Annotated in this window: 15 protein-coding genes and 1 pseudogene; 8 read left to right on the top strand and 8 right to left on the bottom strand. The window is 58.6% G+C overall.

Going from position 1 to position 13906, the window contains the following annotated elements; translation table 11 throughout:
• Positions 1 to 272: 272 nt before the first annotated feature.
• Genes BLR20_RS16705 through BLR20_RS16690 form a run of 4 tightly spaced genes read right to left on the bottom strand, consistent with a single transcriptional unit; the run spans position 273 to position 3121 of the window.
• The gene (locus tag BLR20_RS16705) at positions 273 to 1007 is read right to left on the bottom strand and encodes an amino acid ABC transporter ATP-binding protein (protein WP_003432251.1); all 735 of its coding nucleotides are present in this window, start codon (positions 1005 to 1007) and stop codon (positions 273 to 275) included.
• Positions 994 to 1644, bottom strand: a complete 651-nt coding sequence (locus tag BLR20_RS16700) for an amino acid ABC transporter permease (RefSeq protein WP_054994424.1) — start codon at positions 1642 to 1644, stop codon at positions 994 to 996. Before BLR20_RS16700 ends, BLR20_RS16705 begins: the two co-directional genes overlap by 14 nt.
• Positions 1641 to 2306: an amino acid ABC transporter permease gene (locus BLR20_RS16695; protein ID WP_003317350.1), complete on the bottom strand. Its 666-nt coding sequence runs from the start codon at positions 2304 to 2306 to the stop codon at positions 1641 to 1643. Before BLR20_RS16695 ends, BLR20_RS16700 begins: the two co-directional genes overlap by 4 nt.
• Before the next feature lie 29 nt (positions 2307 to 2335).
• On the bottom strand, positions 2336 to 3121 hold the full coding sequence (locus BLR20_RS16690; protein WP_010431270.1) for a transporter substrate-binding domain-containing protein: 786 nt from the start codon (positions 3119 to 3121) through the stop codon (positions 2336 to 2338).
• Positions 3122 to 3371: 250 nt separating this feature from the next.
• Between BLR20_RS16690 and BLR20_RS16685 the strand changes: the two genes are divergently transcribed.
• The 6 genes from BLR20_RS16685 to BLR20_RS16660 all read left to right on the top strand — a co-directional run bounded on the left by BLR20_RS16685 (position 3372) and on the right by BLR20_RS16660 (position 9454).
• Positions 3372 to 4076, top strand: coding sequence for a FadR/GntR family transcriptional regulator (locus tag BLR20_RS16685; protein WP_004409077.1), 705 nt, complete (start codon positions 3372 to 3374; stop codon positions 4074 to 4076).
• Between the two features lie 120 nt (positions 4077 to 4196).
• Positions 4197 to 4526: a thioredoxin TrxA gene (trxA, locus tag BLR20_RS16680; protein WP_010431266.1), complete on the top strand. Its 330-nt coding sequence runs from the start codon at positions 4197 to 4199 to the stop codon at positions 4524 to 4526.
• Between the two features lie 231 nt (positions 4527 to 4757).
• Positions 4758 to 6017, top strand: coding sequence for a transcription termination factor Rho (rho, locus tag BLR20_RS16675; protein ID WP_002551560.1), 1260 nt, complete (start codon positions 4758 to 4760; stop codon positions 6015 to 6017).
• Positions 6018 to 6144: 127 nt separating this feature from the next.
• Positions 6145 to 7611 carry a 4-hydroxy-3-polyprenylbenzoate decarboxylase gene (ubiD, locus tag BLR20_RS16670; protein WP_010431263.1) on the top strand — a complete coding sequence of 489 codons (1467 nt, stop codon included), beginning with the start codon at positions 6145 to 6147 and terminating at the stop codon, positions 7609 to 7611.
• The gene (locus BLR20_RS16665; RefSeq protein ID WP_054994425.1) at positions 7611 to 8579 is read left to right on the top strand and encodes a CDP-6-deoxy-delta-3,4-glucoseen reductase; all 969 of its coding nucleotides are present in this window, start codon (positions 7611 to 7613) and stop codon (positions 8577 to 8579) included. The genes ubiD and BLR20_RS16665 overlap by 1 nt, the downstream gene beginning before the upstream one ends.
• A gap of 206 nt (positions 8580 to 8785) precedes the next feature.
• A complete protein-coding gene (locus BLR20_RS16660; RefSeq protein WP_003317342.1) occupies positions 8786 to 9454 on the top strand; it encodes a gamma-glutamylcyclotransferase in 669 nt (222 codons plus the stop codon).
• Here the strand turns inward: BLR20_RS16660 and glpT are convergent, their stop codons facing one another.
• The gene (gene glpT / locus BLR20_RS16655) at positions 9455 to 10804 is read right to left on the bottom strand and encodes a glycerol-3-phosphate transporter (RefSeq protein ID WP_004414477.1); all 1350 of its coding nucleotides are present in this window, start codon (positions 10802 to 10804) and stop codon (positions 9455 to 9457) included.
• Between the two features lie 273 nt (positions 10805 to 11077).
• Here glpT and BLR20_RS16650 point away from each other — a divergent pair, with 273 nt between their 5' ends.
• Together BLR20_RS16650 and BLR20_RS16645 are read left to right on the top strand one after the other, a co-directional pair.
• A complete protein-coding gene (locus BLR20_RS16650; RefSeq protein ID WP_412778640.1) occupies positions 11078 to 11743 on the top strand; it encodes an energy transducer TonB in 666 nt (221 codons plus the stop codon).
• Complete coding sequence (locus BLR20_RS16645) at positions 11740 to 12375, top strand: energy transducer TonB (protein ID WP_025990948.1); 636 nt, start codon at positions 11740 to 11742, stop codon at positions 12373 to 12375. Before BLR20_RS16650 ends, BLR20_RS16645 begins: the two co-directional genes overlap by 4 nt.
• A gap of 70 nt (positions 12376 to 12445) precedes the next feature.
• Here the strand turns inward: BLR20_RS16645 and BLR20_RS16640 are convergent, their stop codons facing one another.
• The 3 genes and pseudogenes from BLR20_RS16640 to BLR20_RS28285 form a co-directional block, all read right to left on the bottom strand.
• On the bottom strand, positions 12446 to 13228 hold the full coding sequence (locus BLR20_RS16640) for a hypothetical protein (RefSeq protein WP_054994426.1): 783 nt from the start codon (positions 13226 to 13228) through the stop codon (positions 12446 to 12448).
• Between the two features lie 47 nt (positions 13229 to 13275).
• Complete coding sequence (locus BLR20_RS16635; RefSeq protein WP_010413539.1) at positions 13276 to 13545, bottom strand: bacteriocin immunity protein; 270 nt, start codon at positions 13543 to 13545, stop codon at positions 13276 to 13278.
• A pseudogene (locus tag BLR20_RS28285) lies at positions 13542 to 13880 on the bottom strand (HNH endonuclease signature motif containing protein); the annotation flags it as partial. The gene BLR20_RS16635 and the pseudogene BLR20_RS28285, both read right to left, overlap by 4 nt.
• Positions 13881 to 13906 lie beyond the last annotated feature (26 nt).

The following is a 13906-nucleotide window of genomic DNA, read 5'->3' as shown; positions in this document are numbered from 1 at the left end:
CGATAACCGGACCATCGTGCCACGATCCATGCTTGCCGCCAACGCGAAGCTGTTCAGGCACCGGAAATACCCGGTATTACTCGTGGGACATGGCGCATGGCTATCTGATGTGTGGGAGCAACGTTTTATCAGAAAGCCTGGATCGTGATGCATAAGCTCGTTGATTCTGGCCGCAGGCTGTAGGAGCGAACTTGTTCGCGAACAAGTTCGCTCCTACAGATACCTGAACGTCTCGCCTTAACGGTTCTTCAAGGCGTATGTATTCGGCCCTGTCAGGCGTGCTCCACTGTGCCGATGAAGTTCGCCAGTTCCGGGGTTTTCGGGTTGGCGAAGAGCTCTTTCGGATCGCCCACTTCATGCACCTTGCCTTGGTGCATGAACACCAGCTTGTCGCCCACTTCACGCGCGAAGCGCATTTCGTGGGTGACCATGATCAGGGTCATGCCATCGGCTGCCAGCTGGCGCACCACGCTGAGCACTTCGTTGACCAGTTCCGGGTCCAGCGCCGAGGTGATTTCGTCGCACAGCAATACCTTGGGCGACATCGCCAGTGCGCGGGCAATTGCCACGCGTTGCTGCTGACCACCGGACAGGCGATCCGGGAAAGCGTCGAACTTCTCGCCGAGGCCGACGCGTTCGAGCATCTTCCTCGCCAGTTTGGCGGCCTCGGCCTTCGGTACTTTCTGCACGACCTGCGGCGCAAGCATGACGTTCTCGCCCACGCTCAGGTGCGGGAACAGGTTGAACTGCTGGAACACCATACCGACCTTCTGGCGCAGTGTGCGCAGGTCGGCGCGTGCGGCGTCGAGGTATTCGCCATCGACCTCGATCACGCCATCGTTGATCGACTCCAGGCCGTTGAGCGTGCGCAACAGGGTGCTTTTGCCCGAGCCGCTGCGACCGATGATCGCCACGACCTGGCCCTCTTCGACCGACAGATCGATGCCTTTGAGCACGTGATGATCGCCATAGTATTTATGCAGGGCGGAAATTCTAAGCAGAGGCATGCAGTCTCCTTTCCAGATGGCGCGCGCACAGCGACAAGGGGTAGCACAGGATGAAGTAGCCCAGGGCAACGAAGCCATAGACCATGAAAGGTTCGAACGTGGCGTTGGCCAGCATGCTGCCGGTCTTGGTCAATTCGGTGAAACCGATGATCGACGTCACCGCAGTGCCTTTGACCACCTGCACGGAAAAGCCGACCGTCGGCGCGACCGCGATGCGCAACGCTTGCGGCAGAATCACATAGCGCATCTGCTCGAACGGGGTCAGCGCCAGGCTCGCGGATGCTTCCCACTGGCCCTTGGAGATCGATTCGACGCAGCCGCGCCAGATCTCTGCAAGGTAAGCGCTGGTAAACAGCGTCAAGGCCAGTGCCGCCGCAGCCCAGGGCGAAATGTTCAGGCCCATCAGCGCGACACCGAAGAACACCAGAAACAACTGCATCAACAGCGGTGTGCCCTGAAACAGTTCTATATAGAGTTTCGCGGTCATGCGCGGGCCGGATTTTTCCGAGGTGCGCATGCCCATGATCAGCAAGCCGATCAGCCCGCCGCCGATGAAGGCCACCAGCGACAAGGCCAGGGTCCATTGCAGGCCGATCAGCAGATTGCGCACGATGTCCCAGAGGGTGAAATCCATCAGCGGTTCCTCGAGATGTAGCGCCGCCCGATCCAGGCCAGCAATTGCCGGATCAGCAGCGCCATGGCCAGGTAGATCAGCGTGGTCACAATGTAGGTTTCGAACGAGCGGAAGTTGCGTGACTGAATGAAGTTGGCATAGAAGCTCAGTTCTTCAGTGGCAATCTGCGAGCAGACAGACGAGCCGAGCATGACGATGATGATCTGGCTGCTCAGTGCCGGCCAGACCTTGCCCAGCGCCGGAACCAGTACCACGTGGCGAAAGGCTTCATAGCGACTCATCGCCAGCGCCGCCGATGCTTCAAGCTGACCCTTGGGAATCGCCTGTATACCTGCCCGCACGATTTCGGTCGAGTAGGCACCCAGGTTGATGACCATCGCCAGCACCGCTGCCTGCCATTCCGTGATCTGCACGCCCAGCGACGGCAGACCGAAGAAAATGAAGAACAGCTGAACCAGAAACGGCGTATTGCGGATCAGCTCGACATAGATGGCAAAGATCGTCGCAAAGGGCTGAATCTTCCAGGCCCTCACGACGGCACCGACAATACCGAGACTGACGCCCAGCAGGGTGCCAATGGCCGTCAGTTCCAGCGTGAACAAAGCCCCGCGCAACAGCAGATCGATGCTCTGCAGGACCGGTGTAAAGTCGAAGTGATAAGCCATTGGTGAATCCTGTTACCGGAAAGCAGTGATCAGAGATCGGCAGGCAGCGGTTGCTTCAGCCAGGTCTGGGAAGCTTTTTCCAGCGTGCCGTCAGCCTTGGCGGCGTTCAGAATCTCATCGACCTTGCCCAGCAGTTCCGGCTGACCCTTGTTCACGCCGACGTAGACCGGCGAATCCTTGAGTTTCACTTTCAGCGCCGGGATGCGCTTGGGGTTGCGCTCGCTGATCGCGACCATCACCACGTTGCCGCTGGCGATCAGGTCGGTCTGACCGGCCAGATAGGCTGCGATGGTCGAGTTGTTGTCTTCGAAGCGCTTGATGACCGCGCCTTCCGGAGCCACTTTCGACAGCTCGATGTCCTCGATCGCGCCACGGGTGACGCTGATGGTCTTGCCTTTAAGGTCAGCGATGTCCTTGACCGGCGAATCAGGTGGACCGAATACCGCCAGGTAGAACGGTGCGTAAGCGCGCGAGAAGTCGATGACTTTCTCGCGGTCCGGGTTCTTGCCCAGGCTGGAGATCACCAGGTCGACCTTGCCGGTGGTCAGGAACGGAATGCGGTTGGTGCTGTTGACCGGGGTCAGTTCCAGCTTGACCTTCAACCTGTCGGCCAGCAGCTGTGCGGTGTCGATGTCCAGGCCGCGGGGCTTCATGTCAGGGCCGACCGAGCCGAACGGCGGGAAGTCCTGCGGAACGGCCACCTTCAGGGTGCCGCGCGCTACAACGTCGTCCAGGCCGTTCGCGTGGGCGGGTGTCTGGCTCAGCATCAGACTGGCAAACAATGCAGTAAGCAGGGCGCTGTAACGCTTGGTCATATGAAATCTCCGGGCGAAACGAAAGGTGTTGGCCTGTCTCCAGTGCACAGCGCATGCCATCCGCCGGTTACCGGCCATGAATCAAGGTTTGCAGCGTGTTTATGGTCTTACTGGTCTGACCAGTCTGAGGGCAGTGCGCCCTGCTTTGGCGCGCTTTAAAGCCTTGCCGCCCCAGTGCTGGGCGTCGCTTGCCGAATTTTCAAGATGGGGATAAAAGGGATTTTTACTGGACTGACTGGCCTGAACAGTGATGCCGCACACTTCACTCGCAGTACCCGAATCAGCCCTCCGGGCCATTCGCAAATTGATCGCCGAGCAAGGCTACAAGCCCGGCGAGAGCCTGCCGTCGCAACGCGATCTGGCGGTTCTGCTGGGGGTCAGTCGGGCGTCTTTGCGTGAAGCCTTGTCGTCGCTCAGTGCACTCGGAGTGGTCAGTGTCCAGCCCGGCAAAGGCGTCTTCGTGCAGTCGATTTCTGAACCAGAACAGCGCACGAGTGGTTTTTCCTGGCCTTATGAAGCTCAGGTTTCCCCGGCTGACACTTTTCAGTTGCGCTATGCCCTGGAAGGTTTCGCTGCAGGCATGGCAGCCGTGACCCTGACCGCCGATGAGCGGGATGTGCTGGAGGACAACGTCGAGGCCATGCGCCTGGAGTTGCGTGCCGGTGACTTCGAGGCGGCGGCGCGGCTGGACTTCGAGTTTCATCGACACATTCTGGTCGCCAGCGGCAATCAGGCGATGCTGGGTATCGTGACTGCCGGGGCCGACATCTTCCTTGAGAGTCAGAAGATGCCGTTCATCCGCGCGGCCAGGGTCATGGAAACCTGGCAGGAGCATCGCAAGATCCTTCGCGCACTGGCCCGACATGCTTCAGGGCCTGCGCAAAAGGCCATGCAGGACCATATTCGTGGCGCGGCACTGCGCACCGGTATCGTGTTCGTTTCGCCCGCCAACTGAACGCCTGCCATAACTCCAGTCATGGAGCATCATAGTCATACTCAATGATCCTTCGCTTCCTGAATCACCTGAGGCCCGCTATGATGGGCGTCGTTTTAGCCTATGACCTCGGAGACTTCCATGAGCAGCGACCTTATCAAACACGTCACCGACGCCACCTTTGAAGCCGAAGTGCTCCAGGCTCAGGGCCCTGTGCTTGTTGACTACTGGGCTGAATGGTGTGGCCCGTGCAAAATGATTGCCCCGGTTCTGGACGAAATCGCCAGCACCTATCAAGGCAAACTGACGGTTGCCAAGTTGAACATCGATGAAAACCAGGACACGCCTGCCAAGCATGGTGTTCGTGGCATTCCTACGCTGATGCTGTTCAAGAACGGTAACGTTGAAGCGACCAAAGTCGGCGCTCTGTCGAAGTCGCAGCTGGCTGCGTTCCTCGACGCCAACATCTGAGGCGTTTCAAAGCCCCGCAAATCGCGGGGTTTTTTTCGGGTGTCGTACTAGACGCCTTGAAAATCAGGTGGTACATTCGGCCCCGCAACGGCTTCTCCGTTGCCCCCTGCTAGCCGTCGCCGACGCTCTCCTTTCGATTTAGTACGCGATCCTGTCGCCTTCTCTGCGGCGCGGCCTCATTAAGCCAAAAGCTTAATTTCCCCCTCCATACATGATTACGTCATTCCCCATATGAACCTGACTGAACTCAAGCAAAAGCCGATTACCGAATTGCTCGAAATGGCCGAACAGGCTGGCATAGAAAATATGGCCCGTTCGCGCAAGCAGGACGTCATTTTCTCCCTGCTCAAACGGCACGCCAAAAGTGGCGAGGAAATATCCGGTGATGGCGTGCTGGAGATTCTCCAGGACGGCTTCGGTTTCCTGCGCTCTGCAGACGCTTCCTACCTGGCCGGCCCGGATGACATCTATGTCTCCCCCAGCCAGATCCGCCGCTTCAACCTGCGTACCGGCGACACCATCGTTGGCAAGATCCGTCCACCCAAGGAAGGCGAGCGTTATTTCGCTCTGCTCAAGGTCGACACGATCAACTACGACCGTCCGGAAAACGCCAAGAACAAGATTCTGTTCGAAAACCTGACGCCGTTGTTCCCGACGATCCGCATGAAGATGGAAGCCGGTAACGGTTCCACCGAAGACCTGACCGGTCGTGTGATCGATCTGTGCGCACCGATCGGTAAAGGTCAGCGTGGTCTGATCGTTGCTCCGCCGAAGGCGGGCAAGACCATCATGCTGCAGAACATCGCGTCGAACATCACGCGTAACAATCCGGAAGTGCATCTGATCGTTCTGCTGATCGACGAGCGTCCGGAAGAAGTGACCGAGATGCAGCGCACCGTGCGCGGCGAAGTGGTCGCTTCGACATTCGACGAACCGCCAACCCGTCACGTACAGGTTGCCGAAATGGTGATCGAGAAGGCCAAACGCCTGGTCGAGCACAAGAAAGACGTCGTCATCCTGCTCGACTCCATCACCCGTCTGGCACGTGCCTACAACACCGTCATCCCGAGCTCCGGCAAGGTATTGACCGGTGGTGTCGACGCTCATGCACTCGAGAAGCCAAAGCGTTTCTTCGGTGCTGCGCGTAACATCGAAGAAGGCGGCTCGTTGACCATCATCGCCACCGCACTGGTTGAAACCGGTTCGAAGATGGATGAAGTGATCTACGAAGAGTTCAAGGGTACCGGCAACATGGAGCTGCCTCTGGATCGCAAGATCGCAGAGAAGCGCGTGTTCCCGGCCATCAACATCAACCGCTCCGGCACACGCCGCGAAGAGCTGTTGACCGCTGATGACGAGCTGCAGCGCATGTGGATCCTGCGCAAGTTGCTGCACCCGATGGACGAAGTCGCAGCTATCGAGTTTCTGATCGACAAGCTCAAGCAGACCAAGACCAACGACGAGTTCTTCCTGTCCATGAAACGCAAGTAACTGGCAGGCTGAAACAAAAAATGGTGTCCTTCGGGGCACCATTTTTTTTGCCTGCATGCCGCCGATTAGCTGCCTTGAAGGGCTGGAGCAGGTACGATGTGCGTCTATTGGATAAATGGCCGGGTTAATGAAATTCAAAGATCTTAGGGATTTCGTGCAGCAGCTTGAGCAGCGCGGAGAGTTGAAACGCATCCAGATGCCGATCTCGCCTGTGCTGGAAATGACTGAAATCTGTGACCGTACCTTGCGTGCCAAGGGCCCGGCCCTGCTATTCGAAAAACCGGTCGGTTTTGATATCCCGGTGCTCGGCAACCTGTTCGGTACACCGGAGCGCGTCGCCATGGGCATGGGCGCCGAAGCGGTCAGCGAGCTGCGTGAAATTGGCAAGCTGCTGGCGTTTCTCAAAGAGCCCGAGCCACCCAAGGGCCTGAAGGACGCCTGGTCCAAACTGCCGATCTTCCGCAAGGTCATCGCCATGGCGCCGAAGGTTGTCAAGGATGCGCCCTGCCAGGAGATCGTCATCGAAGGCGACGACGTCGACCTCGGCATGCTGCCGGTACAGACCTGCTGGCCGGGCGATGTTGCGCCGCTGATCACCTGGGGCCTGACGGTCACCAAAGGCCCGAACAAGGAGCGCCAGAACCTCGGCATCTATCGCCAGCAGGTCATCGGTCGCAACAAGATCATCATGCGCTGGCTCAGCCATCGCGGTGGCGCGCTGGACTTCCGCGACTGGTGCGTCAAGCACCCTGGCGAGCCTTATCCGGTGGCCGTCGCACTGGGCGCGGACCCGGCGACCATTCTCGGTGCCGTGACGCCGGTACCGGACAGCCTTTCCGAATATGCCTTTGCCGGTCTGCTGCGTGGCTCGCGCACCGAGCTGATCAAGTGCCGTGGCAGCAATCTGCAGGTTCCGGCCAGCGCCGAGATCGTGCTCGAGGGTGTGATTCACCCGGGCGAGATGGCCGACGAAGGGCCTTACGGCGACCACACCGGCTATTACAACGAAGTCGACAGCTTCCCGGTGCTCACCGTCGAGCGCATCACGCACCGTATCAAGCCGATCTACCACAGCACCTACACCGGTCGTCCGCCTGATGAGCCGGCCATTCTGGGCGTCGCGCTGAACGAAGTGTTCGTGCCGATTCTGCAAAAGCAGTTTCCGGAAATCGTCGATTTCTACCTGCCGCCCGAGGGTTGCTCGTACCGCATGGCGGTGGTGACCATCAAGAAACAGTATCCCGGCCATGCCAAGCGCGTGATGCTGGGTGTCTGGTCGTTCTTGCGCCAGTTCATGTACACCAAGTTCGTGATCGTCACCGACGACGATATCAATGCGCGGGACTGGAATGACGTGATCTGGGCCATTACCACGCGTATGGACCCCAAGCGCGACACGGTCATGATCGACAACACGCCCATCGATTACCTCGATTTCGCCTCGCCGGTGTCCGGCCTGGGATCGAAAATGGGGTTGGATGCCACGAACAAATGGCCAGGAGAGACCAGCCGCGAGTGGGGCAGGGCGATCGTCAAGGACGAAGCCACTACACGCCGGGTGGACGAAATCTGGACTCAGTTGGGAATAGATTGATGCGCGTAACCTTGCAGCCATCAGGTGCGGTGCTGGAAACCCTGCCGGGCGAGCGGATACTCGATGCCGCACAGCGTCTGGGTTACGAGTGCCCGCAGAGCTGTCGCAATGGCAACTGCCATGTCTGTTCGGCCCTGTTGGTCGAGGGCCGGGTGATGCAGTCGGGGCAGACGCTTGATCACGGCGAAATTCATACCTGTGTGGCCGTGCCGCTGACGGACTGCGTAGTGCTGTGGGATGGCGTGCTGGCCAAGGGTGAACTGCCGGTGCGCAGTTTTGCCTGCCAGCTGAGCGAGTGCGTCGAAGTAGGTGGTGATGTCTGGCGGGTCGGCCTGCGCGCGCCGGCTGGCAAGCCACCGCGTTATCACGCCGGGCAGTACCTGATGATCGAGCGTGAGAACGGCGAGAAGTCGGCGTTTTCCATCGCATCGGCGCCGCACAGCGGTCGCGACCTGGAGCTGCACGTGCTGGCTCGTGAAGACAGTGCGCGCAGCCTGATCGAGCAACTGCAACGCAACCGCATGGCACGGGTCGAGCTGCCCTTTGGCGACACTCACCTTGCCGAGCTGCCGGACGGGCCGCTGGTGCTGATCGCAGCCGGTACGGGCATGGCGCAAATGAACAGTTTGCTGGAACACTGTCGCTCCACAGGCTTCAGTCATCCTGTACACCTTTACTGGGGCGTGCGTCGTCCTGAGGATTTCTACCAGGTCAGCCATTGGGATGAGTGGGCGAAACTGCCGAACCTGTTCCTGCACAAGGTCGTCAGTGACCTGTGCGGCTGGGAAGGACGTTGCGGTCTGCTGCACGAGGCGGTTTGCGAGGACATCAAGGACCTGTCGGCCGTCCACGTCTACGCCAGCGGCTCGCCAGCGATGATCTATGGAACCCTGGACGCCCTGGTCGACGCCGGAATGGACGCGCATCAGATGCGCGCAGATGTGTTCGCTTACGCACCGCGTCCTTAATGCCGGACTGACGGCTGCATGAGTGGAGTGTAAATTGCTTTATTGATTACAACCGATGGCGATGCATGGTCGTCGCCAGGCAACTTTAGTAGAGGCAGGCCGTTGGCCTGTGGCAACAACCGAACCACGACACCCTGATGCCGCTCACCCACGAGCGAGTCGGCGGGGCTCGGTAAAAACTGACAGTCAGACTGTCAGGGAGGCAAATGGAGAATCCAATCAACGAGTTGGCCGCTGCGGTGCATGACGGCCTTGGCCTGACGTATCCGCCTGTTATCGATATGGGCCCACAGCTTACCCGCGAGCAACTGCTCGCATCCATGAACACCACCATGCGTCGTCACAAGGGCGGCCCGGTCTGGCTGTTCGCTTACGGCTCACTGATCTGGCGTCCCGAGTGCACCGCCGTGGAGAGCCAGCGCGCCCGAGTGCACGGTTATCACCGCGGGCTTTACCTCTGGTCGCACGAACACCGAGGCACGCCGGAAGTACCGGGGCTGGTATTCGGTCTGGACCGTGGCGGCTCATGCACCGGCTTCGCCTATCGTCTGCCGGATGAATGCCTGGAGAAATCGCTGCTGGCCTTGTGGGAGCGCGAGATGCCGTACCCCTCGTATCGCCCGCACTGGCTCAATTGCCGCCTTGAAGATGGCAGGAAGGTGCAGGCCCTGGGCTTCGTGCTCGAGCGGCATCTGCCCAGCTACGCAGGCAACCTGCCGGACAGCGTGCTGAGCCAGGTGCTCGCCAGCGCCAGAGGGCGCTATGGAACCACCCGCGAGTACGTGGAGCAGACCGCCAAGGCCCTGCGTAGCCACGCCATGCCAGACCTGAATCTGGAGGCGCGGCTCAAGCGCTGCAAGTCGGAGACTGCCTGATCAGCCTTTGATGTCGCGGGACGTGCTGGCGACCTGTTTGTGCCGCAGCGTCGGCGCAAGGAACACCATCGCCAGAATGCACGCGCCGATCAACAGCACGAAACCACCATCCCAACCGAAGTGGTCAACCGTGTAGCCCATCGCCGCGCTGGCCGCAACCGACCCGCCCAGATAGCCGAACAGCCCGGTAAAACCAGCGGCCGTGCCTGCTGCCTTCTTCGGTGCCAGTTCCAGCGCCTGCAGGCCGATCAGCATTACCGGGCCGTAGATCAGGAAGCCGATGGACACCAGCGCGATCATGTCGACGGTCGGATTGCCCTCAGGGTTGAGCCAGTACACCAGCGTGGCAATGGTCACCAGAAACATGAACACCATGCCGGTCAGGCCGCGATTGCCCTTGAAGATCTTGTCCGACATCCAGCCGCACAGCAGCGTGCCCGGAATGCCTGCCCACTCGTACAGAAAGTAAGCCCAGGAGGTCTTGTCGACCGTGAAGTGCTTGGCTTCTTTCAGATAGGTAGGTGCCCAGTCCAGCACGCCGTAGCGCAGCAGGTAAACGAACACGTTGGCCATGGCGATGTACCACAGGAACTTGTTGCGCAGCACGTACTTGACGAAGATTTCCCGGGCGCTGAATTCTTCTTCGTGGCTGGCATCGTAGCCTTCCGGATAATCGTTCTTATAGTGCTCGATAGGCGGCAGGCCGACCGATTGCGGGGTGTCACGCATGGTCGCGAAGGCGAACACTGCGACCAGCAGCGCAACCGCCGCTGGTACGTAGAACGCCGCATGCCAGTCGTTGGTCCAGCCCATGCCGAGCAGGAACAGCGGGCCGATCAGGCCACCGCCGACGTTGTGCGCTACGTTCCACACCGACACCACACCGCCGCGCTCTTTCTGCGACCACCAGTGGACCATCGTCCGCCCGCTCGGCGGCCAGCCCATGCCCTGCGCCCAGCCATTGATGAACAGCAGCACGAACATGATCGTGACACTGGACGTCGCCCACGGCGCGAAGCCGAAGATGAACATGATCCCGGCAGACACCAGCAGGCCGAACGGCAGAAAGTAACGCGGGTTGGAGCGATCCGAAACGATGCCCATGAGGAATTTCGACAAGCCGTAGGCAATCGCAATGGCCGACATCGCCACGCCCAGCTGGCCACGCGTATAGCCTTCGTCGATCAGATACGGCATCGCCAGCGAGAAATTCTTGCGTAGCAGGTAGTAACCCGCATAGCCGATAAAGATGCCTGCGAAGATCTGCCAGCGCAGACGGCGATAGGTGCTGTCGATCTTTTCTTCGGGAAGGGGTGCCTGATGCCTGGCGGGGCGGAAAAACCCAAACATGGAGAAGCTCCTGATTATTGTTGTTTTTGCGAATGCGAATATTACATTTTCATTACAGAAAAAAGCAGTGCCTTCGGGCTGATTCTTTGTAGGAATTGCAGGCAATCAGCTGTTGTTTTACGAACATTGCGTAAATGTTTGCAGGCGTTTCAAGTGTTTGGGATTGGTCCTACAGGCGTATCGGAAGTCGTGCGCTAACTGAGATGTCGGCAGGCTCTTACCATCGTCATCACTGCGCCCCGGAGGTGCACCACGACGATGAGCCCTACAACAATGAGAATGACCGTGTTCATGATTGCCGCAGCACTGGCCCCTCACGTCAGCGCTGCAGAGCCATTTCTGGTGCCGATATACACGCCGGCACCGGTTTTTCCGCCTGAGCTGGTCAAGACCCGCTATGCGGGCAAGGTCCGCGCCCAGTTGTGGATCAAGTCCGACGGCCAGGTTCGTGAAGTCCGGGCCATCGAGAGCGGCCACCCGCAACTCGCCGAAGCGGTGGAGCAAGCACTGCGCCAATGGCGCTATAAACCCTGGGTCGGAACAGTCGGCGCGCCGCCCATGACCACGATCACCGTGCCCGTCATTTTTGGTTCCCACGGCTATCGGCGCTTCAACACCGAGGTGACCGTGGGCCTGGGCAATATCCGCTGTGGCTACCTGAACCACGAAGTGAAAGCTGCCCGCCAGGACTATCCCAAGGAACCGCTGAGTAAAGTCGACGTGTTCTGGTACACCGGGCAGGCGCTGTTCGGCAGCCATGTTGCCCACCTGCGTAGCGAGCCCCAACGCCAGGTGCTGCTTGAGCAACTGGGCGCCGCGATACCGATGATGGTCAGCAATTGCCGAAGCAATCCCGATCGTCTGTATGGCGACTATCTGCCAGCGCCGATCAAGACGTTGATGGTGGGGTTGGCTGAGCAAGCGGAGGGCAGCGAATGAGCTGCGTGCTGGGTTGCATGATGCTTACGGGATTGCTTTGGGCGGGGGGAGCACAGGCGTTGCCGTCTTATCCTGTGCCCTTGCACATGCCTGAGCCGGGCTATCCGACATCGATGCTTCGTTCCTCCGTAAAACGCAGTGTCAGCATCAGAGTTTTCATTCAGGCCGATGGAGGCGTGCGCTTCCTCGAAGTGCTCGGGGCGCCCGATCCGAGGCTCATCAGCCTGACCCGAAGTGCTGTCGAACAGTGGGTCTTCGAACCTTGGCAGCCGCCGGCCGCTCACCCCGAGGGCGAAGCAGTTACGGTCACGTTCAATTTCACGGGGCGGCCACATGTCAACCCGCCGCTGACATCCAATGTCGAGCTGAAGCAGGTGTTGTGCTGGCAGTTGAATACGGAAATGTTCGAGGGACGCAGATGGCGCAAAGACGTCAAGCCGGATGCGCTGATGCGCACAGAACTGTACCTGTCGAGCAGTCCGGTCATAGAGCAATTTCTCACCCTGGACGAGCGTCAGGCGCTGGTTCTTGAACTGCTGGAGGCGACGCCGGGTATTGTCGCTCAATGCCAAAAAAATCCGATGCGCAGGTATGTTGATTATTTGCCGGAGAGTGTGAGGAAGGCGTTGTAAGGGAGGGCGCGTTAGCGAAGTGCCGGGGCCAAAGCATTATTGCCTTGGTCCCCGCACTGTTGGTGAGCGGTTAGTGAGTCGCGCTCATATTTTGAATCGCTTCAAGCTGACTCATGTCGAGCGCCCCGTGAGCGCTGATCGTATTCGAGAAGTCGGTGATCGCGATTTCGATAGTGCCTCTCAGCACCTTGATCGCATTATCGTTTTCTCGCGACGCCTCAGGCCCGAACGTCATCTCTATCGCTCGGTTGGATTCGGCCTCTTTAGCGCGAGCTTCCTCGGCGTTGCGTAGGGCCAATGCGTGCTCGGCTTCTTCGACCTGACGCTGTGCAAGCTGGAACGCTGCCTCTATGGCTCGCTGCTGCGCAGCCTGCTCTTCCGCGAGTCGGCGAGCCGCCTCTTCCGCCTCGGCTCGCGCGCGCGCTTCTTCTTCGGCTTGGCGTTGTGCGGCTTCTTGGGCCATGCGCTCTGCGTGTTGGCGACCAAGTTCTAATAGCCGAGTAAGTAAGTCTTCGATGCTGCGTTTGAAATTCTCTAGGAACAGGATACTTTCCATGAAGAATCTGGCTTCGGCAATTAAATCTATACGACCGTCGCTAGGAAGCGTTCGTAGGTATGCGCTCATTTCCATATCTTCTTTGGTTGAGCGTTGGTTACCCCAAAGTGTATGGGCATACTCGATATTAATCGGCTGCAGGGGCGCTCGTTTACTGCTTATCAGATGGTTGACAGCATGTATGTGTTTGTCGGTTATTTCGATATAATTCATCCCGCTCCAGTCGCCGACGTAAGCCGCAATCTCGGCTTGCAGAAAACCAGGTAATTGCCGTAGGTGATGATGTAGTTCTTCCATGGATGATTTCCTTTTTATAGTGTTTTAGCTGTTAGTTTATGGAGTGCTTAACTTTTGAATCCAGGCTTGCCATTTTTAGCTCGCCATTCTTTGATTTCTTTCATAACCCCTGCGGCGCTATCCTCTCTGCCTTCGAGCGGGTAATACAGGAGGTCCGATTTTTCCGGATGCTCTGTCACTTCTGTAATGTGGTCTACAAGGCTGTTCACGTACTCTTCGGCATCTTCCCTCGTTTCGCTTACGCCAGTGAAAAGCTCACTTAGAATTTCCATGAACTCAGCTTCGGTGTAATCGCTCAGTTTGGATTTCAGTTTCATTGGTTATTCCTGTGAGTCTGGATGTGGTCTTTAGGGGTCATAATTATAAGGTTGTCCAGATCATAAACTGATCCCCCTTCACTGACCCGGTGTTTGTGATGGATTTCATACTTCACGCGCTTGCCGACTCGATCTGCTAGCGGGGCACGAGGTGCACGTTTGTTTGATAGCTCCTGAAGGTTTAACTCTCCAAGCTGTCGGCTCAACTCCGGGTCGTTTGATACCTCTAACCAGATCGCTTCCCTTAACTTGGCAAAGCTTGCGAATGGTCGCCCACTCAGCTTTTCCGCAACACTGGAAGGAATCGGCGCTGGTTGGCTTGCCGTTGGTCCTCTCATAGTGCGTAGCCAATATCGTGTGG

This window comes from Pseudomonas congelans (genome assembly GCF_900103225.1).
Taxonomy (GTDB): Bacteria; Pseudomonadota; Gammaproteobacteria; order Pseudomonadales; family Pseudomonadaceae; genus Aquipseudomonas; species Aquipseudomonas congelans.
The sequence above is the reverse complement of the archived record's forward strand: the minus strand, read 5'-3'. Positions and strand labels throughout refer to the sequence as shown.